Genomic DNA, 25,490 nt, shown 5'->3' with positions numbered 1-25,490 from the left:
CGAAAACAAGCTGAACTAGGTTAAAACCTCGTCAAGCCTTGCAAAATAAAGAAAAAATAACTTTCAAATTATTTTTACCGGACAACAATGATTTAGAATAAAAAGCATTGGCTTTTAAGAACGTATTTTCATCAATAGATTTGCTTAAAGTTGCGTTTACATTAGTACGAGCAGTTTTACCACCTTCAGTATCATCAACGGCACCAAATCGTGAAATTGCACCCGAATCAACCAATCGTTGCGGAATTTGGCCTGAAGCATCCCATTTACTTGAAAATCGTGATGCCGATATGGAAAACTTACTATTATCGTCTAAAATCACACTATATTTTCCTAACAAATTGACTCTATTAAAATTTTGGGGAGAATCAAAAGGCCCATCTGTTAGGATATATTCTGTTGCAATGTAAGCGGATTGTTTGTTTTGTTTGCCTAATAAATCAAACAACCCTACTGTTCTCAATGTATTAAATTGTCCCACTTCAAAACTAATGCTATTGCTGTCTAATTTATCTTTAGTTTGGAAGGCAACGTATCCTGCGGTTGCAAAATCCCCTTTACTGGCAGTATACGCACCTTTTCCAAAATCTATTTTTTCTACTGTTTCAGGAATTACAAAATGCAAATCAGCATAACCCTGACCGTGTGCATGTGACACCATATTTACAGGCATCCCGTCTACAGAAATAGCGACATCAGTACCGTGGTCAATATCAAATCCTCTCAAAAAAATTTGCTCAGCCTTACCTCCACCAGCATGTTGCCCTATGAATAATCCAGGTACTTTCCTGAGTATTTCCTGAGATGAGTTAACAGGCGTTGTTTGCAAATCAATTTTAGAAACGATATTCATAGCCGATAATTTTGGCTGGATTATGATTTCATTCAGTCTAAAAATATCATCAAGTAAAATAATCGTATTTTCTAATTCTATAACTATGTAATTCGCTTTTTTATATCCTAAAGCACTTACTTTTAAAACATCAGAAACTCCCGTTTTATCAATACTAAATATCCCTAACTCATTAGTGTGCGCGTGTGTATTTGTTTTTAAATTAGTTACGTAGGCGTTTTCTATTGGGTTGCCCAATTCATCTGTAATTTTCCCCTGCTGCGTTTGCCCATACGATAGGATTCCGAAAAACAAAATAATACTAGTTACAAAAAATTTCATAGTTACAGGGTATTAATCTTCTGTTCAAAATTTGGACCTAATTCATAAATGCTTTCTAATAATTCCTCTTTAATAGGAGCAATTTTATCTTCCATTTTATTCGCTTTATATATCATTGCTAAATGGTATTGCACTTTTGGTTCAAATGAATTTCCTATAACGTGTTCTTTGGCTATAGCCAATGCTTTTTCATGCTCACCAATATTTAAATAAGACCAAGCTAATAATGAATAAGAATCTGGCGTAGGCCTATGATCAACTTCGATCTTAGCAATTTCGAGTGCTTTTGCAGCATTTTGTTTTTGATCAGCATAAATTAAAACGTTGTATTTATTATACATTGCGCCATAATTATGGTCTGTTAACATTTTGAAATACGCTTTTTCATTTGCTATAGCGTCTTCCTTATTTCCTGCAAACTGGTCAATTTGTGATTTCATCAAGAAGAAATCTGGAGTATTATGGGTAACTTCAATAGCTTCAACAATTCTCTTTGCTTCAGTAGTGTTTCTTTCGTGAGAGAAAACTATCCAAGCAATTCCTTTTAATGCGTAGGAATAATTGGGATCTATTTTTAATGTTTTTAAGTAACAGTCATAAGACTCTTGAACTCTTCCGGCATGACCGTAAAAATCTCCTAGATTAGAATATGACCATATTTTAAGTGTTTTATTATCTTCTTTCTCAGCAATATCTCTTGCTTTTTCCATGAAACCAATGGCAGTATTCAAATCTCCTTTATGGTCGTTCCATTTTGCTAATCGAATAAGATAATCATATTCTTTCATATCTTTTAAGGCATCAAGATTAGTTAAGGCACTATCAAAATCGCCTAATTCCATTTGTACATCAAATAATAATTTTTGGGTTTCCTTTTTACCTTCACCAATAGTAAATGCTTTTTCGGCTAGAGCCAAAGCTTCTTTAAAACGGTGTTGCGCAATGTAATTACGGGCTAAAGAACGTAGCGTGCTTACTTTAGAATAATTGCTCGCTTGATTTGACGCTACTAATAATTTTTCGGTTTTGTACAGGTAATTAATGTTCCCTGTATATTCAAAAAGCGTGGCATATTTAGAAGCAATAATCCCAAGATAGCTCTTTTGATTAGGCGCTTTATCATATTTTGTTTGCCAAAAAGTGATTTCCTCATTTGCAAAATCCAATGATGGATTCTTTTTTAAATCAAGATATTGTTCATAGTCGGCCGTTTTTGTTATTTGATCCTTTTTAGTTTCACAACCGAAAAGGAATAAAATTGTAAAAATCAGTAACGGAATTATTTTATACTGTTTCATTTTTGTTTGTTTGTTTGTTTGTTTGTTTTGGAAAAAAAATAAAAAACAGCGTGCTTAAATTATCAAGCACCCTGTTTTTTAAATACTTATTATTACCAAGCTGTTGCTAAGTAAGGAAATGCAGTAGTAAATTCTTTGTCATTTGCATCAACGTGATCTGAAGTCAATCCTGGATTAGCAGTTCCATCAGACCCACCAAAGATTAATAAAAGCTCTACATCAATAACATCATCTGCTAATGCTCTACCTGTAAGTACATTTGGACCGTCAAAAAAAGTTGTTTTACCAGTTGTTTTAACTCCAAGAACATCAGTCGCTAACAATCCTGTGAATTGAGCTGCCGTTTGTCCTAAAGCATTTGTAGAAAATGCAGGGTTTAAATCCATTAATCTAGATTGAAAAACAGATTGGTATTTGGCTCCCATTGCAGAAGGTACCGTTCCATTAAAATCATCTTTAGGTTGTCCTGATGCAATAAAAACAGTGTTAATTGCTGGTCTAGCCATTTGATCTTGTTGTACAAAAGTTCCTGAAAAATCAGCACTTACCATTGTATCGTTATTATTATCGTCGTCATTACAACTTACGATAGTAACTGAGGCAACTAATGCCATTGCTATAATTTTAAATTTATTTGATTTGCTCATCATGTTGTTGTTTATATTATTACGGAATTCGTTCACTTGTGATTTCATAATATATTTTGTTTAAATACTAATAATTATTGTTTTTTCTTAGTTTCTGACCATACATTAATAGCATCAGCAGTACCTAACTTTGATTTAGGAACCTCTATAACTACTGCAAGAACATTAGTTTCTGCAAAAGTATCCGTACCTGGATTGTTAAAAGCCGTAGCTGTACTTCCTAGGATTGCTTGAAACTGACCTAAGTCAAAGAAAAAAGGATCGTCTCTTGGTCCAGCAAAAAATTTCATTCCGTTTTCAGTTGCTACTGTAGCAGTCGCTCCGTACTTAGAAATAGCAACACTTCCTGAAGCTTTGCTTACATCAATTGTACTTGAAGTTCCTTTTACTGATGGTACATAAGGACCAAAGAAATACATCTTATCTCCTTTTCTTATTGCTTGTATAACTAGATCCTCAACATTATCTCCAGTATTATCAATGTTAACTTCAATCATTACGTTTTCGCTAAAAGTAGCGGCTCCTGTTGCCCCTGGACTAAGTAATCCTTGTGTGTTGACTGCAAATACTAAATTGTTAGTATCTTGTCCTTGAAAAGCATACATATCCGTAATGTCTGCTGCGTTACCTGTAACAGATGGTGCATCAATGTGATCTGCTGCTATTAACACCAAACCCGAAATCGCCACTAGCGATAGGCCTAAAATCATTTTTGACTTTTTCATTTTATAATAGTTTAAAAGGTTATAATAGCACTTACGGGCTTGTTTAAGTTGCGGTTTTATAAATAGTCAAAAAAAAACCAACAAATTACTCAATTAACTGATTACCAATAATTTAAAACCTTAAAAAAAATATAATTATTTTTATATTATTCTTTTTTTTTACTATGTAGGTTGTAATTACTTCAATAGTAAGTAAGTTTGTAGTATTAAAAGAGAGATATATGACCCAAGAAGAATTATTAGTCTTAATATATAAAAAGGACGAAAGAGCATTTACACATCTATATGATATGTATTCTAAGAGTTTATTTTCGGTTATAAATGTTTTAGTCCGAAATAGAGAAGAGGCCGAAGATGTTCTTCAAGATGTCTTTGTAAAAATCTGGAAAAACATTGATTCTTATAATGAAAGTAAAGGCCGTTTTTATACTTGGATCCTCAATATAGCTAGAAACACCTCTATCGATAAATTGCGTTCTAAAAACTTTAACAACAGTCAAAAAAACCTATCCTCAGATAATTTCGTAAATCTATTAGAAGACAGTAACAAACTGACTAGCAAAGTAGATACTATTGGAATACAAGAGTTTGTAAAAAGACTCAAACCAAAGTGTATACAAATTATTGATTTATTGTTTTTTAAAGGATATACCCAGCAAGAAGCTTCTGAGGAGCTGGATATTCCGTTAGGAACAGTAAAAACACATAATAGAAATTGTATAAATGATTTAAGAAACTATTTGAAAGCATAATGGAAAACGAAAACAAAGAATATATCGAATCCGGCATTTTAGAGATGTATGTTTATGGTTTACTGACTGAAAAAGAAAATGAAGAAATTGCAAGTCATGCCAAAACAAACCCAGCAATAAACGACGAAATAATTGCGATCGAAAAAGCTATTGTGGCTTTGTCATCTAGCTTTTCGCCATTTCACTCGGTTGCTAATTATGAAAAAATAAAGGAAAAACTAGAACTTAAGCATGCTAAAGTGATCGAATTTGAACCTGAAACAAGCAATAGAGCACAATATTTAGGTTGGGCTGCTGCTATATTATTATTAGTAGGTATTGGATACCAATACAATGAATTAAACATCACTGCTAATCAAGTGGCTACAACTGCAGTTGAAAAAGCAAAATTAGAGAAAGAGTTCAAGATTTTAGAACTAAAAAACGCTACATCTGAAACAAATTTAGCCGTTGTAAGGGATCCAAAAAATACCGTTGTAAACTTAGGCGGACAAGTTGTTGCTCCTGAATCATCAGCAAAAATATATTGGAATAAGGAAACTGAAGTTGTTTATGTTGATGCCGCTAATTTACCAGAGCCACCAGACGGAATGGTGTATCAAGTATGGGCATTAAAACTAAACCCTCTTACTCCTACAAGTATTGGTTTACTAGACAATTTTGTTGCTAATAACCAACATATATTTGCAGTAGACAAAACAGCTGATGCAGAAGCTTTTGGAATCACATTAGAACCAAAAGGCGGAAGCTTAACTCCTACAATGGAACAATTATATACACTAGGAAAAGTATAAAATTATTTATTTTCGAAAGTAAAGACTGCGGTCTTAATTTTGATATCATAAAAAAACCAGACAATCAGCAGATTGTCTGGTTTTTTTTATGCTTTTATATCGCTGATGAGCCAGCTTACTAGCAGCAGAAATACACTTTTACAACATTCCTGTTAAATGAATCCATTGCACTATAAAGTATGTTATATTTGCACTTTTATATATTACATGAGCTATACCCTACTTTCCTCTCCTTTACAAGGATTTACAGATTTCCGATTTAGAAATGCACAAAACAAAATTTTTGGCGGAATAGATACTTTTTACGCACCATACATTCGTTTAAACGGAAAAATGATCATCAAGAATTCGTACCAACGCGATTTATTGCCAGAGAACAATTCTGAATTAGAGGTCATTCCCCAAATTATTACTAACGATGCTGATGAGTTTCTATTTGTTTCTAAGTATGTACGCGAACTAGGCTACAAAGAACTAAACTGGAATCTTGGTTGCCCTTATCCTATGGTCACTAAGTGTGGTATGGGATCTGGACTAATAAGCAATACAGCAAAAATTGAGGAGATATTGCATCGCGTACAAAACGAATCTGATGTTATTGTTTCGATGAAAATGCGTTTGGGTTATGAAACCACAGAGGAAATTCTAGATGTATTGCCAATTTTAGAAAAATACAATGTTAAAAATGTTGCCATCCATGCCCGTCTAGGCAAGCAATTATATAAAGGTGGTGTGCACTTAGATGCTTTTCAAACTTGCGTTGATCAAAGTAAAGTAAAACTATATTATAATGGTGATATTACCACCGTAACTAAGTTCAAAGAAATGCAAGCGCGTTTTCCTAGTATTGATCACTGGATGATAGGTCGTGGTTTGATTTCTGATCCTTTTTTACCTAGCATGATTAAAAACGACACTTTAGAATATCCTAAAAACAAGATCGATTTGATCAGTGAGTTTCATGATACTTTGTATCAAGGATATAGTGAGTCCCTTTCTGGAGCGACGCACATTCTTTTAAAAATGCACCATTTGTGGGAATATTTTTCAGTGATTTTTACGAATCCTCATAAAGTACACAAGAAAATAAAAAAGGCAAATAGCATAAAAAATTACGAAATAGCTGTTGCAGAAATACTAAAAGCCGAAAGGTTTTAAACCCCAAAAAAAAAGTGTCAACTAAATTAGTTGACACTTTTTTTATACCCTGTTTATAACAGCATTATTTCTTGTAATATTTTCTATATTTAGGATAAGTGATTGCCCCAATAAAAGTAATTGTTCCTAGTGAATACCAAATCCAACTCAATGAATGTGCTTCTCCACTTGCATACGAGTGTAATCCCACTAAGTGAAAGTTTACACCATAATAAGTAAACAATATCGAGATAAAAGCAAACATACTCATCAGGTTAAAAATCCATTTTCCTCTTAACGCAGGTACAAAACGAGCGTGAATTACAAATGCATATACCATGATGCTTATCAAGGCCCAAGTTTCTTTTGGATCCCATCCCCAGTAACGTCCCCAACTTTCATTAGCCCATTGTCCTCCAAGGAAATTCCCTATGGTAAGCATGATTAAACCAATTGTCAATGCCATTTCGTTAATGTACGTAATCTCTTGAATATTCAAATCCATTTTTGCCTTGTTCTTTTCATTAGTAAAAAAGATCAATAAAAGCGATACAAAACCTAGAATCATCCCTAATGCAAATGGACCGTAACTAGCCACAATAACCGCTACGTGAATCATTAACCAGTAAGAATTAAGAACAGGTTGTAAATTAGCAATTTCTGGATCTAACCAGTTAGCATAGGCTGCCATAAAAATCATTGAAGTAACGAAAGAAGCAGAAGCTACTGTCAGCTTAGATTTACTATCAAATGCCAATCCAAAAAACATCGTTGCCCATGCCACATAAATAATGGCTTCATAAGCATTACTCCACGGTGCATGACCTGAAATAAACCAACGAGCAATTAATGCAATGGTATGCAAAACAAAAAACACACCAATAAGAATATGAAAACCATTTACAGTTACACGTAAATACTTTTTATCAAAGAAAATACTCAACAAAGTAAAAATCAACATAAAAATTCCACCAATAGCATAACAAAAGAATAATTTAGGAAGAATATCGTACTTATTGTACATAATTTCTAAATCAATTTTATCTTCACTTGGTCTTACTTTGGAACCAAATTTCTTTTGGAAACCATTCAAACTTTCGACTAAATCATTTGCATTTTTAAAATCACCCGTTTGTGATGCTTGATTCAAAGAACCAAAATACAAAGGTAAAACGCTTTTAGTATACGTAGAATCCATTCCTTTTAAACCAGCTTCACCTAATTCTAATGCAGATACCCATTTATTATTAGGATCATTTGGGATAGGGAAAATCTTTAATATTCTTCCGCTCAAGGCTGATTCCATTAAATTTACTTTCTTATCTGTCTCGATAAAATCTTTCTCAAATTGATTTGGATTTGCTGCTTTGTAAGCTGCATCTAAGTAGGGAGATAATTTATAATTCCCTTTTTCGTCAAAGAAAGCGATAAAAGGAGCGTTAACCATCTTGGAGTCAACTCCTATAATTTTTCTAATACTATCATTTCCTTCCCTCATATACACTAAAGGAATTTCAATCCAAAACTGTGCATACTGTGACATAGAAAGAAACACTTGATCAGGATTCATTCCTTTGTAAGAATTAGAATGACTCACCTTACGTAATAACTCTGATGAGAATGTATTGATAGGTTTCATTCTACCACCAGCATCCTGAATCACTAAACGACCAAATTTTGCCGCGTGCTCCTCTTTAATTTTGAATTTATTCAATAAAGAATCTAGTTGCTTCTCTGTAGGCGCTACTCTAGTGTGCGTTCCGTTTTCTATATGATCTGCGTGATCGCCATTTTCATCATGATCGTGGTTGTGCGCTTGCGAAAAACCACTCAAACTCATCATTAAGACAAGGATGGTCAATAATTTTGATTTTTTAGTTTTAACCACTTCTAATTTTCTTTTTAAATCGGTAAAGCGAGAGTGCTTTGTAAACATAATTGCCATCATAGCAAAGAACAACATAAAATAACCTGCATAAGTGATTGCTGTGCCCCAAAAATCATGATTAACTGACAGCACTGTACCTTTTTCATCTGGATCAAATGAAGATTGAAAAAAGCGGTATCCTTTATAATCTAATACATTATTCATAAAAATTCTGGCGTCAAAAGTTTCTGATGGATCTTGAACAGTTACTTTACTCTCAAATGAAGAGTAACTTTTCTCTGTCCCTGGATATTTTTGAGCAATAAAGTCGTTCAATTTAATTTTAAAAGGCAATACATAAGCTTTACTTCCGTAGAAAAAACTATAATCAATTTGACCAATTCTTACGGTTTTAGCCTCTCCTATTTTTCCTTTTGAACCTACAATCGTTACTTCTTTTTCTTCACCATTAGCTTTTATTTTTAAAACTAAAGCATCCTCATGATTTTTAGCCTTAAAGTCATTATTAGATTCGTAGGCAATTACTCCTTTAACCGCAGGATCAGGAAAAACAAAACGTTTTTCACCTATGCTATAAAGGGAACGCATCATTAACGGCTGCACGATATCCTTAGTCACCGCACCTTCAAGTTTATCAGCCATACGCATAAAGTTCCCTTCAAACGGAGTTTGTATCGTATATTCTTTTCCTGTAGTGGTTATATTGATTGCACCTTCAGTAGGTTTGTTCAAAGCAATAAGTACATTATGAACATTTTGTACTTCTCCTGATTTCAAAAAGTGTTCTTCACGACCACCATCACCAGCTTCAACTAATTTTAAATATTCTACACCCTTTGGGTCTGGTTTTACATATTCCTTAGCTCCCATGATAAAATTTTCGTAGGATACTTCAAAAGGAGTATCAGCAAATTTTTCCATTATAGAAAAACTATTATTTGTAACTGGAGAAAGCAACAACGGCTTCTCAAAAACCCTACGTTTCATTTCGCCTTTGTATTCACCGTCAACAAAGACAGTCAAAAACGTTTTATCCGAGTAAAATTGGTTTTCAGCAGCACCTTCACGTATTGGCATCATTCCCTCATAACTAATATAACGAGTTACAAATGCACCAAGCAAGATAAATATAAAGGCTAAATGAAGCATTAAAGTAGCCCATTTTTCTTTTTTTAACAATTGATAGCGTTTAATATTTCCAATGAAATTAATCAAGAAAAAGACATGAATTGCTTCAAACCACCAAGAATTATAAATCATAATTCGAGCAGTGTCAGTATTGTATTTACTTTCGATAAAAGTTCCTACTCCCATTGCTACTGCATAAGTAATAAAAAGAAGCGCCATTAATCGTGTTGAAAATAAAAAGGAGAATAATTTTTTATTCATTTTAAGGGAATTGTGTTTTATAAAATAGTCACAAAAGTACTTAAAAATGTTGACTTCTATATTTTTACAATTGTTAATTTAATCAAAAATTAAGGGGGCAAGTACCTTATTTCACGCTTTATTTTGGGCGTGCCACCATCCTAAATAAAGGGCTATTTCACTTATTCAATATAAGCCCTTCTTTCAGGATGCTGTCGGGTTATCCGCGCTACTTCGGTAGCTTGCTCCTACCCCTCACGCGAGACCTGCTTAAAAGGAGGTGTTATTTTGATAAAAGAAAGAAATTTGTATTTTTTTTTTATAAATTAGTATCTATCAAATTCTAGATTCATCACAAAATCGCCTAAAATAAATCCGATAAAATAATTAAAACAAGAATACAATTCCTAGATTCTGAAATTTTCTGGATGAAACGAATTGAACTGTTGAAAATATAACACCTCTATAAAATATTGTTTCCAAAAAACAATTCTACTACCATTCTAACTAAAATAAACTCGCTCTTAATTACTATAATGGCTTCACTTTTTTTTGTTATTTTTGCACCATGATTAAAGTAATTATTATAGGATCTGGAAATGTAGCGCAGCATTTAATAAACGCGTTTCAGAATGAAGAAAAAAGAGGAAACGGAATCGAATTAATTCAGATTTTTTCTCGTAAAAAAGAAAGCCTCATTTCCCTACTTCCTCTAGATAAAATAACCAACCAATTCAGTGACCTTTTAGCAGCCGACTTATACCTGATTGCTGTTTCTGATGACGCTATCGAAGAGGTCTCTAATGCTTTGCCTTTTAAAAACCGTTTGGTTGCTCATACTTCTGGTAGTGCACCTATGACTGTTTTGAATTCGAGTAATAGAAGAGCGGTTTTTTATCCATTACAAACTTTTACTAAAAATAAAGCCGTCGACTTTAAAACGATTCCCATTTGCTTAGAAGCCGAAAACGATGCTGATTTTGAATTAATTAATAAAGTAGGAAAACTGATTTCTAACCAAGCAACCGCAATTAATTCAGAACAACGCAAAGCACTGCATGTTGCAGCTGTATTTGTCAATAATTTCACCAATCATATTTACCAAATAGGAAACGATATTTGCAACGAACATCAGGTACCGTTTGCAATCCTGAAGCCTTTAATTCAGGAAACAGCACAAAAAATACTGGAGCTCACTCCTGAAAAAGCGCAAACTGGTCCTGCAAAACGAAACGATCAAAAAACAATTGAAGCGCAGGAACAATTCATAACAGATGAAAACCAATTGAATATTTATAAAATACTAACACAATCAATACAAAATAATGGCAAAAAGTTATAAAGAATTAATGAATGACATCACAACTTTTATTTTTGATGTCGATGGCGTACTTACTGACAGTTCTGTTGTAGTAACTACTGAAGGAGAAATACTAAGGACTATGAATATCCGTGACGGTTACGCCATGAAAGCAGCTGTAGAAAGTGGCTATAATGTGTGCATCATTTCTGGCGGAAGTAATGAAGGTGTTCGTGTACGTTTGCGTAATTTAGGGATTACAGACATTCACTTAGGTACTCCTGATAAAGTAGAAACTTTTAAAGAATATATTGAATTATACCATATAAAACCTGAACAAGTGTTGTACATGGGTGATGACATCCCGGATTATCACGTAATGAAATTAGTAGGATTACCTACTTGTCCACAAGATGCAAGTCCAGAGATTAAAACAATTTCAACGTATATCTCGCATAAAAATGGAGGAACAGGTGCTGCTCGCGATGTAATTGAGCAAGTAATGAAAGTACAAGGAAAATGGATGGAACATTTTAATGGTCAACATGATTAAATCACAGTAATTAGTGTTTTTTTTCCATGTAAACTAATTATAAAAGTCCAATTATGAGTTCGAAAGAAGTCGAGAATTACCCCTTAAATACTAAATCTGAATACTAAAAAACATGAATTTCCTAACTCTCATTAGATACAAAAATTTATTAATGCTAGCTTTTATGCAACTCATTTTTAGGTATGGTTTTTTAAAAATGCAAAATATCACTTTAGCTCTAGCTGATTGGCAATACCTATTACTAGTACTAAGTACGGTATTAATTGCTGCTGCAGGTTATGTGGTTAATAATATTTTTGATCAAGAAACTGATCTCCAAAACAAACCAGAGCAGGTAATAGTAGGCAAGAGTTTTCCAGAAACTACGGCTTATAATATTTATATTGCTTTAAATAGTGTGGGAGTTGGAATTGGATTTTACTTATCTAATGTGATCGAAAAACCTGGTTTTGCTGTTGTATTTATTCTGATCGCAGCATCGTTGTATATTTACGCATCAAGCTTAAAACAAATGCCTATTGTTGGCAATATCATTGTTGCTTTATTGTTGTCTTTTAGTATTATTATTATTGGTATTTTTGATATTTATCCAGTAATAAACCCCGAGAACAAAGCACTCATGGCCAGCTTTTTCTCCATATTGCTCGATTATGCCATTTATGCTTTTATGCTTAATTTGCTACGCGAAATAGTCAAAGATTTAGAGGATATAAATGGTGATTACAATCAAGGGATGCGTACACTACCAATAATTTTTGGAACTCAACGCACCATAAAATTAGTATTTGCATTGAGCTTTATTCCTATCGTAACACTTCTTGTTTACATTAACAATTACCTTGTTGCCAACAGTCTTTTTATAGCTACCGCATATGGTTTTACAACAATAGTGGCACCATTATGTTTTTTTACAATTAAATCATGGACTGCTAAAACAACTAAAGATTTTCATCAATTAAGTACTTTATTAAAGTGGATTTTGTTCTTCGGGATTTTATCTATTGCTGTGATTACTTTTAATATAAAATACAATGCTTAAAAATAAACTCAAAAAATTCACTCTAATCTTAGCTTCTGGTTCTCCAAGGAGACAGCAGTTTTTTAAAGATTTAGACTTGGATTTCGAAATTCGTTTAAAAGAAATTGAAGAAGTTTTTCCACCCGAATTGAAAGCTGGCGAAATCACTGATTTCTTAGCAAAATTAAAATCAGATGCTTTTGAAGGTGAACTCAAAGAAAATGAAATTTTGATCACTAGCGATACTATTGTATGGCATAACGGTAACGCTTTGGGGAAACCCAAAGACAAAGATGATGCGTTTACAATTTTAAAATCACTATCTAATGCAACTCACGAAGTAATCACTTCAGTTTGTTTTAAAACAAATGAAAAAGCGGATGTATTTCATGAAACGACTAAGGTGACTTTTAACACACTTACAGACGAGGAAATCTTATACTATATTGATAATTACAAGCCATATGACAAAGCAGGTGCCTACGGTATTCAAGAATGGATTGGTTTTATTGCAGTCGCTAAAATTGAAGGTTCGTATGCAAATGTTATGGGAATGCCAGTTGATAAAGTGTATGAATACCTTAATAAATTAGCCTAAAATGTATCTAGATTTTGCTCAAAATTATACCAAAGAAATAGTAAGTTCAGGGATATTAATTCTTGTATTTATCATTTTGCGCGTCGTACTTACTCGTTTAGTAAAAAGCTTTGCAAAAGTCACGCATAGAATAGAACACCGCACAAATCTAGTTATTAAATACATCCATATATTAGTAGCTATAATTGGCTTAATTGCGCTAATCATTATTTGGGGTGTGCAACCTAAGGATATTTTTATTGCCGTTTCATCAGTAGCAACTGTTGTGGGTGTTGCCATGTTTGCACAGTGGTCTATCTTGAGTAATATAACTTCTGGGGTTATCTTGTTTTTCTCTTTTCCGTTTAGAATAGGTGATGTTATCCAAATTTTAGATAAGGACTACCCTATTATTGGTGAGATCGAAGACATTCGTGCTTTTCATGTTTCGTTAAAAACAAAAGAAGGTGAGACAATTATCTATCCAAACAACCTACTTTTCCAAAAAGGAATTTCAATTAGGAAAGACCGTTTTATTGACAACGAATTCACCGATTAATTTTCTCTCTGATTATTCTGTCAATCGCTTCTTATTTAATTGTACTTTTAAAAAGTGGTAATTTTATAAAAATAACATTAAAACACATAAGAATTCCCCGCTTTTAAAAGAGGATTTTTGTGCTGTACTGCATCGGTTTGCAGTTCCCCATTTCTATTCAAATTCATATCTAAAAATCATGAGCAAAATCACTACGTATCCGTTTTATATTAGACTGGCTTTTACACTAATTAGCGTGATTTGCATTAGTTATATTTTTTTTATTGGCAAGGATGTTATCATACCTGTTTTAATGGCTTTTCTATTTGCTGTTTTACTGCTGCCGGTTTCCAACTTTCTTACAACTAAAGTACATTTGCCTCACATACTAGCCGTATCCTTGACGGTACTATTATTTATACTCATCATCATTGCCATTTTTACTTTTATATCTTATCAAATTAGTGATATTGCAAGTGATTTTGATCGAATAAAAAAGAATATAGAACTCTTCACTAGAGATGTTCACCGCTACATTAGCGCTACTTTTAATTTAAGTATTTGGGAACAGAAGAAATACATTGATGATGTAACACAAGATTCAATGAAAAACGGTACAAAAACCATAGGTAACACCTTAATTTCAGTTACTGATATAATTGCTGATCTTACTTTAATTCCTATTTATACATTTTTGATTTTATTATATCGAACTCATTTTATTTTATTTTTTGCTAAACTGGTTAAAAAACAGCACCACCCAAAACTTAAGGAAATTCTATCACAAGTAAAAAGTGCTATCAATAACTATATTGTAGGGTTGATTATTGAAACTATCGTGGTATCAGTACTTACTGGTTTAGGCTTATATATTATTGGGGTGAAATACTTTATTTTATTAGGAATCATAACTGGAATTTTGAACTTAATTCCTTACGTAGGGATTTTAATCGCTGGATTAATTACTGTGTTATCATCATTAACGGCAACTCCTGATATATCGATAATGCTGGGCATATTAATCATTAATATTGTAGTACAAATTATTGACAACAACATTTTAGTACCTATGATTATTAATACTAAAGTCGAAATAAATGCTTTTGTATCCATTATCGGAATTATAATAGGCGGTGGAATTGCTGGAATTTCGGGTATGTTTTTAGCTATACCTCTACTTGCTATTTTAAAAATTATTTTTGATCGAATAGAATCCTTAGAACCGTGGGGTTATTTATTGGGTGACAATATGCCCAAAACTTTTGTTTGGCGTTATGCTAATCCTGTGGAGCGAGAGCGTCCTTCGATTATAATTTTCGATAATGAGAATAACGCTATCGATCCTGATTTAGATTTAGATTCTAAATAATTTTTCACCTTAATTTACTGTTATCACAATTAATGCCTCGAATATATCTAAAAATAGTATTGGTTCTGTTTCTTTTGAGCAGTCAATTTTCGTTTTCGCAAAGTAGCAAAATCGAAAAAGACAGCGCAAAGGTTTATAAAGATATTCAGCAATATTCTAAAAAGAAAAAATTCACTAAGGCATTGCATCGATTGATTTTTAGACCAATAACATCGCATAAAAAACAACCAAAAATAGTAAAACCAAAGACTATAAATGCCCAAGGTAAGATTATACGTAATATTAAGGTAGTTACGCTAGATCCTTTTGGTTACTCCGACACTGATAGTAGTAGAGTTCCAAAAAACTGGTTCGAGAAAACAGGAAACAGAATGCATCTTAAAACAAAGAAATTTGCTATTATGAATTTGCTGTTAATTAAGAAAAACACTCCTTATGACAATCTTAAGGTAACTGAATCTGAACGTATTATTAGATCTCAAAGATATGTGAACCGAGTAACAATCTCGGAGGAATTCACAAGTCCTAGTGCGGACTCTGTTGATATAACCATTCGGGTTTTAGATTCTTGGAGTACCCAACCTAGATTATCCTTTTCTAGTTCAAAAATTGCTATTGGACTCAATGAAAGGAGTTTTATGGGAACAGGTCAACAACTTGATTACCGTTTTACAAATAGATTTGAAGATGGAAAAGATGCTCATAATTTCACATACACAGTTCCGAATATCCGCAACACTTTTGTGAAAACAGTGGTTAAATACAATATTGATTTAGATAATTATTACGACAAAGGAATTAATATTGAACGTCCTTTTTATTCCCCATTAACTAAATGGGCAGGTGGAATATCATTTGAACAATTGTTCAGAAAGGATACGTTACAAGCAGCTGATTTGAGCTATATTTCACAAAACTTCAAGTTCAGCAGTCGTGATGTATGGGGTGGTAAAGCATTTACTATTTTTAAAGGAAATACTATTGATGACGAAACTACAAATTTAATTCTAGCCGCTCGTTACTTAAATATTCATTATGAAGAAAGTCCGATTAGTAGTTTAGACCCTTTAAATTTCTACTCTGCCGAACAACTTTATCTTGGCGGAATAGGAATCAATATGCGAAAATTTGTCAAAGACAAGTACCTTTTTAAAAACGGAATTACTGAGGATGTGCCTATTGGAAGAATTTACGGCATCACAGGTGGCTATCAGTATAAAAATAATACATGGAGACCGTATCTAGGTGCTCAAGTTTCTTTTGGGAATTACCACGACTGGGGATTTTTGAGTACCAATTTTGAAGTAGGAACATTTTTTAATCATTCAACTACAGAACAAACTACGTTTTCATTTCAAGCGAATTACTTCACTAATTTGATGGAGCTAGGAAAATGGAAAATTAGACAGTTTATAAAACCTCAAGTTATCATTGGTGTAAACCGAAAAGACATTATAGGTGACCAATTAACAATTAATGATAACTACGGAATTCAAGGTTTTAACAGCGCAGTATATGGAACTAGCAAAGCAGTTATGACCATGCAAACACAAACTTATTCACCAAAGGACATTTGGGGTTTTAGAATGAATCCTTATTTTAACTATACCATAGCGGTACTTGGGAATTCTAATAACGGAATAAACGAAAGAAAAGCTTATTCTAAAATAGGTGTAGGCGTGGTAATCAATAATGATTACTTAGTTTTTAGTTCTTTTCAACTCTCTATTTCTTACTATCCAAGGATCCCTTTTGAAGGTGACAATGTATTTAGAACAAATGCCTTTGAAACAACTGATTTTGGTTTCCAAAGTTTTGAATTGGCTAAACCTAGAACAGTATTATTTAAATAAACTACTGTAGAATAAAATCCCTGTTTTTTTTGGGGGCCATGCAGATTGAAATTAAATTACCACTGCTTCACCTTTTAATTATACTGATTTTTCACAGTGATGCTTTAGAAGTTCGTTAGTTTAAAAAATAGCTAAATTATTACTTTCTAAGCATTGCTACAAATTATTCTCTCTTATTTATATACTTATCCCTACAAACGGATAAATTTATAAATACATGGCATAGTTGTTGGCTTATGAACTTTAGTAGCCTGAATTTACTAAGCTACTATTAAATAAAAAAAATGAAAATGAAAACATTTAAATTATTAGTTCTAGGATTAATTCTGTTCGCAGCAACTTCTAGTCATGCACAAGTTTCGGTTAATGTAAATATTGGTACAGCTCCTGAATGGGGACCTTCAGGCTATTCAGAAGTTGAATACTACTATTTACCAGATGTAGAGGCCTATTATGATATCCATAATTCACAATTTATATATTTAGGTCAAGATAAATGGATTCGATCAAAATATTTACCCAAACAATATCGTGGTTACGATTTATACAGTGGTTATAAAGTAGTTTTGAGTGATTATCATGGAAAAATACCATACACACACTACAAAGAACATAAAGTAAAATATCATAAAGGATATAAAGGAAAACCACAAAAAACAATAGGTTATAAAAAGGTTACTGCTAAAAAAAGTTATCATAAAGAAAAGTCTAAGAAAAACAATCACAAAGAAAAACATTAACTCTACTTAAAGTTAAATTAGAAAGAGAAACAGTAATATGTTTCTCTTTTTTTTGTCTTTTTATCTGTTAATAAATGTTAACAAAATAATCATGGCACAGTTGTTGGCTTTAGCATAAAAGTATTGTGCTAGCCGATACAACATTCAATAACAATACAAAAAAAATGAAAATATGAAAACATTAAAACTAATAGCCGTTGGAATAATTCTACTAATATCCAGTGCTAGTCAAGCACAAGTTTCAGTAAGTTTAAATATAGGCACAGCGCCATCTTGGGGACCTGCTGGTTACTCAAATATAGATTACTATTATTTACCTGATGTACAAGCGTATTATGATATTCGCGCTTCGCAATTTATATATTTTGGACAAGGAAGATGGATTAGATCTCGAAATTTACCAGGAAGATATAGAAACTACGATTTATACTCAGGTTACAAAGTAGTCCTAAATAACTACCATGGACACAGACCATATAGCTATTACAATACCCACAGATCTAAATATCGTGTAGGTTATCGTGTAGCAAATCAAAGAACAATAGGTCACCGAAATGACCATAGACGTTACGCTCATAAAACAAGGTATACTAATAACCGTCGTTATGTTGCAAACCGTCATAGTTCTAGAGACCACAGTTATCAAGACAATCATAAACGTTATGACAAACATGATAACCATAGAGGTAATGGTAAAAAACAAAAAAAAGAGCATAATGACCATAGAAGACATTAGTCTAAAAGTAAAAAATTGATAAGAGAGCATCCTAACTAGGTGCTCTTTTTTTATATCGTTAAGATTTTTCAAAATACAAAAGAGAATATTCTACTTAAAAAAAATTATTACTACATTTGAAGTTATTGCCAATTAATATTTAAAAAATGCATCAAAATAAATTTTTACTCCTTGTTATTTTACTCTTTTCAACCGCTATAATTACAGCACAAAAACCTCAAAAACCCAATTCGGTTATCATTTACAACCAAATCCAGAAATTGAATTTTTTAGGTTCTGTTTTGTATATCGCAGCACATCCTGATGACGAAAACACCCGTTTGATATCTTACCTAGCCAATGATCAAAAAGCGAGAACAGGTTATCTCTCATTAACAAGGGGTGATGGAGGACAAAATTTAATAGGACCACAATTAAGAGAATTACTAGGTGTAATAAGAACGCAAGAACTTATTGAAGCGCGAAAAATTGATGGTGGTGAACAATTTTTTTCACGTGCTAATGATTTTGGTTTTTCTAAAAATCCAGAGGAAACATTAAACATTTGGGACGAACAAAAAGTATTGTCAGATGTGGTTTGGACCATTCGAAAATTCCAGCCTGATGTAATTATCAACCGTTTTGATCACCGCACAGCAGGAACAACACATGGGCACCATACTTCATCAGCTATTTTGAGTACTAAAAGTTTTGATTTAACTAATGATCCTACCGTTTTTCCAGAACAATTAAAATGGGTAACTCCTTGGCAAGCCAAAAGGCAGTTTTTTAATACTTCATGGTGGTTTTATGGTAGTCAAGAAAAATTTGATGCTGCTAATAAAAATAAAATGACAACTATTAAAACAGGAGTCTATTACACTAATTTAGGAAAATCTAATCAAGAAATTGCTGCGTTAAGTCGTAGTAGCCATCAATCACAAGGTTTTGGAGCCACTGGAAGTCGTGGTGAAGACACCGAATATCTTGAATTTATAAACGGAAATCCATTAAAAGACAAAAACAACATTTTTGAAGGAATTGATACAACTTGGAACCGAGTTCAAGGCGGTAAAGCTATTGGAATTTTAGTAACAGAAGTAATTGCTAAATATAATTTTCAAAATCCCTCCGCTAGTATTCCTGAGTTAATTAAAGTGTACAAAATGATTCAGTCTTTGGACGAAAGTCATTGGAAAACAATCAAAACAAACGAATTAAAAAATATTATTGCTGGTTGTTCTGGCTTGTACTTAGAAGCTGCTGCAACAAATCAAGAAGCGTATCCTGGAAGCATTGTAAATCTTAAATTAGAAGCAATAAATAGAAGTACTGTTGCTATGGATCTTATAAGTGTAACAAGTCAACCAGATGCTAAAAATACACTTTTAAACAAACCCTTACAGTTTAATAAAGACGAAACTATGGCAGTTGATTTGCAATTACCGTCTGATATTGAATACACACAACCTTACTGGTTAAAAGAAAAAGCAACGGTGGGAATGTATACCGTAACTAACCAGCAAAACATAGGAATCCCAGATATTATTAGAAATGTAAAACTATTTTTTAATATTAAAATCGAAGACATTATTATTCCGTTTGAACAAATGGTTGTTTACAAATACAATGATAATGTAAAAGGCGAAATGTACAATTACTTGGATATTGTTCCTGAAGTTACTTCGAGTATTCTTGATAAAGTATCACTTTTCAATTCTGAAAAAAATAAAGCCATTGCCGTAAAGGTTAAAGCTGGCAAAGACGCTATTCAAGGCGTAGTTCAATTAAATTTACCTCAGGATTGGACAGTTTCGCCTACCAGTATTCCGTTTACATTAGATAAAAAAGGAATGGAGCAAGTGGTGTACTTTAATGTTACTCCTCCCTCCCAACCTACTGAGGTATATGCAAAAAGCGAGGTAACTATTGCTAATAAAAAATACAATAAAGACCAAATAATCATTGATTACACTCACATTACTAAGCAACAAATTTTGCCTGATGCTGAAGCAAAATTCATTCGTTTAGATTTAAAAATGAATAACCAAAAAATTGGTTACATTATGGGTGCTGGCGATGAAGTACCTGAAAGTTTGAAACAAATGGGGTACCAAGTTAGCTTACTTAATCCTGACGAAATTACTCCTGAAAAATTAGAATCACTAGATGTTATCATTACCGGAATACGTGCTTATAATACGGTTCAAGTTTTGGCTAACAAACAAAAAATATTACTCGATTTTGTAAAAAACGGAAAAACAATGATGGTACAGTACAACACACCAAGTGATGCACTCCCTGCAAATATTGCACCTTATCCCTTAAAAATATCGCGTGACCGCGTGACTGAAGAGGATGCTGCGGTTAAATTTTTAGCTCCCAATCATCCTGTTTTAAATTATCCAAATAAAATCACTGCAGAAGATTTTAAAGGATGGAAACAAGAACAAGGCCTTTATTACCCCGATAGTTATGATGCAAATTTTACACCTATTATTTCGTCATCTGATAAAGGTGAAAGTGCTAAAAAAGGAGCATTATTAGTAGCCCAATACGGAAAAGGATATTACATCTACACTGGTTTAAGCTTTTTTAGAGAATTGCCTGAAGGTGTTTCTGGAGCCTACCGTTTATTATCGAATATTATTTCGTTACACAATCCAACAACGATTCCCAATCAAAAAGTAAAACCCTAACTATTATGGAACCAAAAAAAGTCCGAAATTGGAAAAAAGATTATACTTGGGTGCTCATCGCCAATGCCATTTATATTTTAGTTTTTTATTTAATAATGAAATTATACTCTTAACAACATGCAGCTATTTGATTGGATTGTATTAATCGTTACCTTATTATTCATCGTAATTTACGGTGCTTGGAAAACTAAAGGCAGTAAAACGGTAGATGAATTTATCCTTGGTAACAATGAAACACCTTGGTACACCGTAGGATTATCAGTAATGGCAACACAAGCTAGTGCCATCACTTTTTTATCTACTCCTGGTCAAGCCTACCATGACGGAATGGGATTTATTCAATTCTATTTTGGTTTACCACTTGCCATGATTGTCATTTGTTTAACCTTTATACCTATATATCATAAATACAAAGTGTACACCGCTTATGAATATTTAGAGAAACGTTTTGACTTAAAAACACGTTCACTAGCAGCAATTCTTTTTTTATTTCAAAGAGGATTAGGAACTGGATTAACTATTTACGCGCCTGCTATAATTCTATCAGCAATATTGGGTTGGAACCTTACCTACATGAATATTGTGATTGGAGTTTTAGTAATTGTTTACACTTTTTCAGGAGGTACAAAAGCGGTAAACGTTACTCAAAAACAGCAAATGTTTGTGATTATGTCAGGAATGCTAATCACTTTTTTCTTGATATTGCATTTCTTACCTAATGACATGACTTTCTCTAATGCCTTGCATATTGCTGGTGCAAATGATAAAATGAAAATCGTAAGTTTTTCTACTGATCCCGAAGATAAATACACAATTTGGAGTGGAGTTACTGGTGGTTTCTTCTTGGCGTTAGCCTACTTTGGTACAGATCAGTCTCAGGTTGGTCGTTATTTATCAGGGAAGTCTGTTCGAGAAAGCCAAATGGGTTTAATCATGAACGGACTTTTAAAAGTACCCATGCAGTTTTTTATATTGTTAACCGGAGTAATGGTTTTTGTTTTTTTCCAATTCAATCCTGTACCCTTAAATTTTAATCCAAACAATAAGATTACGATTGAAAAATCGGCTTATAAAGACGAATACCATGTTTTAGAAAAAGAGTTAGATGTATTATCAGAAGACAAAAAAGTAATTAACTTACTGTACATTGATCAATTGAATCAAGATTATGACAATCCAATTCTGCGTAAAGAACTGATCGCTTTATCAACAAAAGAGAAAGACTTGCGTGATCGCGCTAAGGAAATAATTTTAAAAGCTGACAGTAATAGCGAAACAAATGATAAGGATTATGTGTTTTTCCATTTCATTCTTAATTACCTTCCTAAAGGGCTAATAGGATTATTACTTGCCGTAATCATGTCTGCAGCAATGTCATCTACAGCTTCAGGTTTAAATGCGTTAGCGTCTACGACGGCAATTGATATTTATAAACGGAACGTAAAAGGAGTAAAATCCGATAAACATTATCTAAACGTAACTAAGTTTTTTACGTTATTCTGGGGAATTGTTGCAATTCTTTTTGCCTGTATTGGTACTTTATTCGAAAATTTAATTCAGTTAGTAAATATTATTGGTTCTATATTTTACGGAACCGTGTTGGGAATATTCTTAGTTGGTTTCTACATCAAGTTTGTAAAAGCAAAAGCAATCTTTTACAGTGCTTTAATCAGTCAGACAACCATATTCATCATTTACTATTACGCCATAGCCATCTATCCAAGTGGAGAAGAAAAACTAGGGTATTTATGGCTGAATTTCATTGGAGCTATGCTAACCATCCTGCTATCGTCAATGATGCAAGCATCAATATTTAGAAAAAACAAAGAAAAAATCACAGCATAAACATAATTACAATCCCATAAAAAAACCCGTTTTACTAGTTCGTAAAACGGGTTTTCTTGTATCTGTAAAGATTAAAATTACTTACTCCATTCAGCAATACTATCTTTATTCATTTTAACGTAATCTTGATTACCAGCAGTTTCAGATGCTGCTAAAGATTGTTTTGCTGTTTCAACAGCTCCTTTTTTGTCGCCTTGTTTTGCTTGAATCAATGATTTTAAACGCAAGTAGTAAAAAGGTTTTTCTTTACTTAACTCTAATGATTTATCGATGTAAGTTCTTGCTTTAGCAACATCTCCATTAGCTTGGTAAAAAAATTGTGCAGATGAAAAGTAATCATTTGCAGAAGGTCCAGCTAACGTTTTCTCAATGCTTGCAATGGCCATTTTTTCAGTAGGTACTTCAAACTTTAATCTAGCAAAAGAGTTTTCCCAGTACATTTCTAAATAAGCAAAATTAGTATCGATTCCGTTGATTCCTAATGTAAAAGTCTCTGCTGATGTTGGTAAAGTTGTTTCTTTTACTGTAGTTTTTAAAACCACATTTGCTTCATTAAATTCTTCTGGAGTTCCCCAGTTATCTGTAGTCTTGTAAAAAATAACGTCCCAAGTTTGTGCATTTGGGATTGTATATAAAGAGTACTTCCCTTTTTTTAATGTCTTTCCATCAATCAAAACATCATCACTAAATGAGATAGTTGTATTTTCATTAGCTCCTGTTCTCCATAATTTTCCAAAAGGAACTAAATTACCAAAAACCGCTCTACCTCTAGCAGATGGTCTTGAATATACAATTTCAACATCTGTTAATCCTACAACTTGTTTGATTTCAGACTTTGGGCTTGCCTGTGGTGTTTTCACCTGCGCCTCAATGGTAAATTGAGTGATGATAATGGCTAATGCAATCAGTATTTTTCTCATTTTTTTATGGTTTTTTATGTTGGTTTCAAAATTACAAATTCAAGTAGTTAAAATTGTTAATAATTACTTAAACTCAAATTATATTTGGCTTACGATCTCAAAACTAAGTTCGTCAAAATGGTTTACAACCTTATCTGCTAAAGATAAATCTTGTTGTTTAGAGTGGAAACTATTGTAAGCAATACAATATATTCCAGCGGCTTTAGCTGCTTTTATTCCGTTTGTGCTGTCTTCAATTACAATACAGTTTTCTTTTGGAGCAATTGATAATGTTGCTGCGTGTTCAAAAATTGCTGGATGCGGTTTTGAAAGCGGGAAATCTTCACCGCTTACTATATGTGTAAAATAATCGTGCAATTTAAATCTATTAAAAACACGAGAAATAGTCACTTTAGAAGCCGAAGATGCTAGAATCAACTGCATTCCCTTTTGATGAAAATCCTTAATTAAATTTTCAACTCCTCCTAAAAGTTCTAAATCTTGTTTGTTATCAAAAGCATCATTAAAAATCGTTCGTTTACGCTGAATCAAATCTTCTACATCATGATCTAAATTAAAAATTTCTTTCACTTTCTGGAAGGTGTTTCGTGTGGAATTCCCCGTGAAAGAAGTAAACATAGCCTCAGTAACCGCTATATTTAATTCTCCAAATTGTTGAAAGTATGCATAACGGTGTACAGGTTCAGTATCTACAATTACACCATCCATATCAAATATTACGGTTTTTATCATCTTGTATTTTGCCAAGAAGGCACAAAGACATGAAGCCTTCTTTAAATTAAATTCGTTTTGTTTTGTTATAAAATAAAAAGTATTCCTATTTTTTAAGAATATATCTAATTACTGTTTCTGCAGCATACAAACCAAATAATCCTGGCATGTAGCTATTCGTACCATAAAAGGATTTTTTATAATTAGAACCATCCGTCATTTTTAAACTAGCCTCATCTTGAATCTCTGAAGAAAAAACTACTTTTAGCTTGTCAATTTTATGTTCTTTTAAGCGTCTGCGGATGGTTTTTGCTAAAAAGCAATTTTCGGTATTATTGATATCAGCCACTTTTACTTTTGCCGCTTCCATTTTTCCACCTGCTCCCATGCTTGAAATAATTTTAACTCGTTTGCGTTTGGCTGCAATAATTAAATTCAGCTTTGGTGTGACACTATCAATACAATCTAACACATAATCAAACGCTTCAGTAACAATCTCAAAAGCACGCTCTGGCGAAAGAAACTCTTCTACACGAGTCAATTGCAACTCTGGATTTATATCCATCAATCGGTCTCCTACTATTGTAATTTTAGGCTGTCCTACTGTAGAATGCAAAGCAGGCAATTGACGGTTTATATTGGTAATATCCACCACATCACCATCTACAATTGTCATTTTCCCTACTCCTGCTCTAGCTAGAAACTCTGCCGAAAATGAACCTACGCCACCCAGTCCTACGACTAAAATGTTGGCATTTTGTAATTTTGTTAATCCGTCATTTGTAAATAAAAGTTCCGCTCTTTCTGTCCACTCTGCCATTTCTGTTTATTATTTTAAAGTTTAAGGGAATTGATTTAAAAATTTCTCT

At 32.9% G+C, this 25,490-nt stretch carries 22 protein-coding genes; 14 read left to right on the top strand and 8 right to left on the bottom strand.

Annotated elements, in window-relative coordinates:
- Positions 1-31: 31 nt before the first annotated feature.
- The 4 genes from HNP99_RS16815 to HNP99_RS16800 all read right to left on the bottom strand — a co-directional run bounded on the left by HNP99_RS16815 (position 32) and on the right by HNP99_RS16800 (position 3,844).
- Positions 32-1,174 (bottom strand): TonB-dependent receptor, encoded by a 1,143-nt coding sequence (locus HNP99_RS16815; RefSeq protein ID WP_254596886.1) that lies wholly within the window; start codon positions 1,172-1,174, stop codon positions 32-34.
- Positions 1,175-1,176: 2 nt separating this feature from the next.
- Positions 1,177-2,472, bottom strand: a complete 1,296-nt coding sequence (locus HNP99_RS16810; protein ID WP_173854612.1) for a tetratricopeptide repeat protein — start codon at positions 2,470-2,472, stop codon at positions 1,177-1,179.
- Positions 2,473-2,564: 92 nt separating this feature from the next.
- The gene (locus HNP99_RS16805) at positions 2,565-3,167 is read right to left on the bottom strand and encodes a DUF4331 family protein (RefSeq protein ID WP_173854611.1); all 603 of its coding nucleotides are present in this window, start codon (positions 3,165-3,167) and stop codon (positions 2,565-2,567) included.
- 26 nt (positions 3,168-3,193) lie between these two features.
- A complete protein-coding gene (locus HNP99_RS16800) occupies positions 3,194-3,844 on the bottom strand; it encodes a DUF4331 family protein (protein ID WP_173854610.1) in 651 nt (216 codons plus the stop codon).
- A 221-nt stretch (positions 3,845-4,065) separates the two neighbouring features.
- On the opposite strand from HNP99_RS16800, the gene HNP99_RS16795 reads away from it, so the two are divergent.
- From HNP99_RS16795 to HNP99_RS16785, 3 genes are all read left to right on the top strand, one after another.
- Positions 4,066-4,596 carry an RNA polymerase sigma factor gene (locus tag HNP99_RS16795; RefSeq protein WP_173854609.1) on the top strand — a complete coding sequence of 177 codons (531 nt, stop codon included), beginning with the start codon at positions 4,066-4,068 and terminating at the stop codon, positions 4,594-4,596.
- Positions 4,596-5,390 (top strand): anti-sigma factor, encoded by a 795-nt coding sequence (locus HNP99_RS16790; RefSeq protein ID WP_173854608.1) that lies wholly within the window; start codon positions 4,596-4,598, stop codon positions 5,388-5,390. The genes HNP99_RS16795 and HNP99_RS16790 overlap by 1 nt, the downstream gene beginning before the upstream one ends.
- Before the next feature lie 207 nt (positions 5,391-5,597).
- Positions 5,598-6,548 (top strand): tRNA dihydrouridine synthase, encoded by a 951-nt coding sequence (locus tag HNP99_RS16785; protein WP_173854607.1) that lies wholly within the window; start codon positions 5,598-5,600, stop codon positions 6,546-6,548.
- A 64-nt stretch (positions 6,549-6,612) separates the two neighbouring features.
- On the opposite strand, the gene HNP99_RS16780 is transcribed toward HNP99_RS16785, so the two are convergent.
- Positions 6,613-9,804: a cytochrome c biogenesis protein CcsA gene (locus HNP99_RS16780; RefSeq protein WP_173854606.1), complete on the bottom strand. Its 3,192-nt coding sequence runs from the start codon at positions 9,802-9,804 to the stop codon at positions 6,613-6,615.
- Positions 9,805-10,351: 547 nt separating this feature from the next.
- Here HNP99_RS16780 and HNP99_RS16775 point away from each other — a divergent pair.
- The 11 genes from HNP99_RS16775 to HNP99_RS16725 all read left to right on the top strand — a co-directional run bounded on the left by HNP99_RS16775 (position 10,352) and on the right by HNP99_RS16725 (position 22,990).
- Positions 10,352-11,125 carry a Rossmann-like and DUF2520 domain-containing protein gene (locus HNP99_RS16775; RefSeq protein ID WP_173854605.1) on the top strand — a complete coding sequence of 258 codons (774 nt, stop codon included), beginning with the start codon at positions 10,352-10,354 and terminating at the stop codon, positions 11,123-11,125.
- Positions 11,109-11,636, top strand: coding sequence for a KdsC family phosphatase (locus HNP99_RS16770; RefSeq protein ID WP_173854604.1), 528 nt, complete (start codon positions 11,109-11,111; stop codon positions 11,634-11,636). The genes HNP99_RS16775 and HNP99_RS16770 overlap by 17 nt, the downstream gene beginning before the upstream one ends.
- Positions 11,637-11,748: 112 nt before the next feature.
- Positions 11,749-12,675, top strand: coding sequence for a geranylgeranylglycerol-phosphate geranylgeranyltransferase (locus HNP99_RS16765; RefSeq protein WP_173854603.1), 927 nt, complete (start codon positions 11,749-11,751; stop codon positions 12,673-12,675).
- Positions 12,668-13,252, top strand: coding sequence for a Maf-like protein (locus HNP99_RS16760; RefSeq protein ID WP_173854602.1), 585 nt, complete (start codon positions 12,668-12,670; stop codon positions 13,250-13,252). The genes HNP99_RS16765 and HNP99_RS16760 overlap by 8 nt, the downstream gene beginning before the upstream one ends.
- 1 nt (position 13,253) lies before the next feature.
- Positions 13,254-13,790 carry a mechanosensitive ion channel domain-containing protein gene (locus HNP99_RS16755; protein WP_173854601.1) on the top strand — a complete coding sequence of 179 codons (537 nt, stop codon included), beginning with the start codon at positions 13,254-13,256 and terminating at the stop codon, positions 13,788-13,790.
- Positions 13,791-13,968: 178 nt separating this feature from the next.
- A complete protein-coding gene (locus HNP99_RS16750) occupies positions 13,969-15,138 on the top strand; it encodes an AI-2E family transporter (RefSeq protein ID WP_173854600.1) in 1,170 nt (389 codons plus the stop codon).
- A 74-nt stretch (positions 15,139-15,212) separates the two neighbouring features.
- A complete protein-coding gene (locus tag HNP99_RS16745) occupies positions 15,213-16,991 on the top strand; it encodes a BamA/TamA family outer membrane protein (protein ID WP_371810478.1) in 1,779 nt (592 codons plus the stop codon).
- A 290-nt stretch (positions 16,992-17,281) separates the two neighbouring features.
- Positions 17,282-17,731 (top strand): hypothetical protein, encoded by a 450-nt coding sequence (locus tag HNP99_RS16740; RefSeq protein ID WP_173854598.1) that lies wholly within the window; start codon positions 17,282-17,284, stop codon positions 17,729-17,731.
- A 172-nt stretch (positions 17,732-17,903) separates the two neighbouring features.
- Entirely contained in the window at positions 17,904-18,467 is a 564-nt protein-coding gene (locus tag HNP99_RS16735) for a hypothetical protein (RefSeq protein WP_173854597.1), read from the top strand.
- Between the two features lie 146 nt (positions 18,468-18,613).
- Complete coding sequence (locus HNP99_RS16730; RefSeq protein ID WP_173854596.1) at positions 18,614-21,145, top strand: PIG-L family deacetylase; 2,532 nt, start codon at positions 18,614-18,616, stop codon at positions 21,143-21,145.
- A gap of 117 nt (positions 21,146-21,262) precedes the next feature.
- Positions 21,263-22,990, top strand: a complete 1,728-nt coding sequence (locus HNP99_RS16725) for a sodium:solute symporter family protein (protein ID WP_173854595.1) — start codon at positions 21,263-21,265, stop codon at positions 22,988-22,990.
- 77 nt (positions 22,991-23,067) lie between these two features.
- On the opposite strand, the gene HNP99_RS16720 is transcribed toward HNP99_RS16725, so the two are convergent.
- From HNP99_RS16720 to HNP99_RS16710, 3 genes are all read right to left on the bottom strand, one after another.
- Positions 23,068-23,910 carry a DUF2911 domain-containing protein gene (locus HNP99_RS16720; RefSeq protein ID WP_173854594.1) on the bottom strand — a complete coding sequence of 281 codons (843 nt, stop codon included), beginning with the start codon at positions 23,908-23,910 and terminating at the stop codon, positions 23,068-23,070.
- A 78-nt stretch (positions 23,911-23,988) separates the two neighbouring features.
- On the bottom strand, positions 23,989-24,642 hold the full coding sequence (locus tag HNP99_RS16715) for an HAD family hydrolase (protein ID WP_173854593.1): 654 nt from the start codon (positions 24,640-24,642) through the stop codon (positions 23,989-23,991).
- Positions 24,643-24,727: 85 nt separating this feature from the next.
- Positions 24,728-25,441 carry a tRNA threonylcarbamoyladenosine dehydratase gene (locus tag HNP99_RS16710; protein ID WP_173854592.1) on the bottom strand — a complete coding sequence of 238 codons (714 nt, stop codon included), beginning with the start codon at positions 25,439-25,441 and terminating at the stop codon, positions 24,728-24,730.
- Positions 25,442-25,490 lie beyond the last annotated feature (49 nt).

Origin of the sequence: Flavobacterium gelidicaeli (genome assembly GCF_013294005.1) — a bacterium.
Taxonomy (GTDB): domain Bacteria; phylum Bacteroidota; class Bacteroidia; order Flavobacteriales; family Flavobacteriaceae; genus Flavobacterium.
Note: the sequence above shows the minus strand (reverse complement) of the source record. Positions and strands in the feature narration are given on the sequence as shown.

What these genes read in the sequence shown, in the direction of transcription:
- HNP99_RS16815 (WP_254596886.1), bottom strand. Translation starts at nt 1,174, where the DNA reads ATGAAATTTTTTGTAACTAGTATTATTTTGTTTTTCGGAATCCTATCG.
- HNP99_RS16810 (WP_173854612.1), bottom strand. Translation starts at nt 2,472, where the DNA reads ATGAAACAGTATAAAATAATTCCGTTACTGATTTTTACAATTTTATTC.
- HNP99_RS16805 (WP_173854611.1), bottom strand. Translation starts at nt 3,167, where the DNA reads ATGAAATCACAAGTGAACGAATTCCGTAATAATATAAACAACAACATG.
- HNP99_RS16800 (WP_173854610.1), bottom strand. Translation starts at nt 3,844, where the DNA reads ATGAAAAAGTCAAAAATGATTTTAGGCCTATCGCTAGTGGCGATTTCG.
- HNP99_RS16795 (WP_173854609.1), top strand. Translation starts at nt 4,066, where the DNA reads ATGACCCAAGAAGAATTATTAGTCTTAATATATAAAAAGGACGAAAGA.
- HNP99_RS16790 (WP_173854608.1), top strand. Translation starts at nt 4,596, where the DNA reads ATGGAAAACGAAAACAAAGAATATATCGAATCCGGCATTTTAGAGATG.
- HNP99_RS16785 (WP_173854607.1), top strand. Translation starts at nt 5,598, where the DNA reads ATGAGCTATACCCTACTTTCCTCTCCTTTACAAGGATTTACAGATTTC.
- HNP99_RS16780 (WP_173854606.1), bottom strand. Translation starts at nt 9,804, where the DNA reads ATGAATAAAAAATTATTCTCCTTTTTATTTTCAACACGATTAATGGCG.
- HNP99_RS16775 (WP_173854605.1), top strand. Translation starts at nt 10,352, where the DNA reads ATGATTAAAGTAATTATTATAGGATCTGGAAATGTAGCGCAGCATTTA.
- HNP99_RS16770 (WP_173854604.1), top strand. Translation starts at nt 11,109, where the DNA reads ATGGCAAAAAGTTATAAAGAATTAATGAATGACATCACAACTTTTATT.
- HNP99_RS16765 (WP_173854603.1), top strand. Translation starts at nt 11,749, where the DNA reads ATGAATTTCCTAACTCTCATTAGATACAAAAATTTATTAATGCTAGCT.
- HNP99_RS16760 (WP_173854602.1), top strand. Translation starts at nt 12,668, where the DNA reads ATGCTTAAAAATAAACTCAAAAAATTCACTCTAATCTTAGCTTCTGGT.
- HNP99_RS16755 (WP_173854601.1), top strand. Translation starts at nt 13,254, where the DNA reads ATGTATCTAGATTTTGCTCAAAATTATACCAAAGAAATAGTAAGTTCA.
- HNP99_RS16750 (WP_173854600.1), top strand. Translation starts at nt 13,969, where the DNA reads ATGAGCAAAATCACTACGTATCCGTTTTATATTAGACTGGCTTTTACA.
- HNP99_RS16740 (WP_173854598.1), top strand. Translation starts at nt 17,282, where the DNA reads ATGAAAACATTTAAATTATTAGTTCTAGGATTAATTCTGTTCGCAGCA.
- HNP99_RS16735 (WP_173854597.1), top strand. Translation starts at nt 17,904, where the DNA reads ATGAAAACATTAAAACTAATAGCCGTTGGAATAATTCTACTAATATCC.
- HNP99_RS16730 (WP_173854596.1), top strand. Translation starts at nt 18,614, where the DNA reads ATGCATCAAAATAAATTTTTACTCCTTGTTATTTTACTCTTTTCAACC.
- HNP99_RS16725 (WP_173854595.1), top strand. Translation starts at nt 21,263, where the DNA reads ATGCAGCTATTTGATTGGATTGTATTAATCGTTACCTTATTATTCATC.
- HNP99_RS16720 (WP_173854594.1), bottom strand. Translation starts at nt 23,910, where the DNA reads ATGAGAAAAATACTGATTGCATTAGCCATTATCATCACTCAATTTACC.
- HNP99_RS16715 (WP_173854593.1), bottom strand. Translation starts at nt 24,642, where the DNA reads ATGATAAAAACCGTAATATTTGATATGGATGGTGTAATTGTAGATACT.
- HNP99_RS16710 (WP_173854592.1), bottom strand. Translation starts at nt 25,441, where the DNA reads ATGGCAGAGTGGACAGAAAGAGCGGAACTTTTATTTACAAATGACGGA.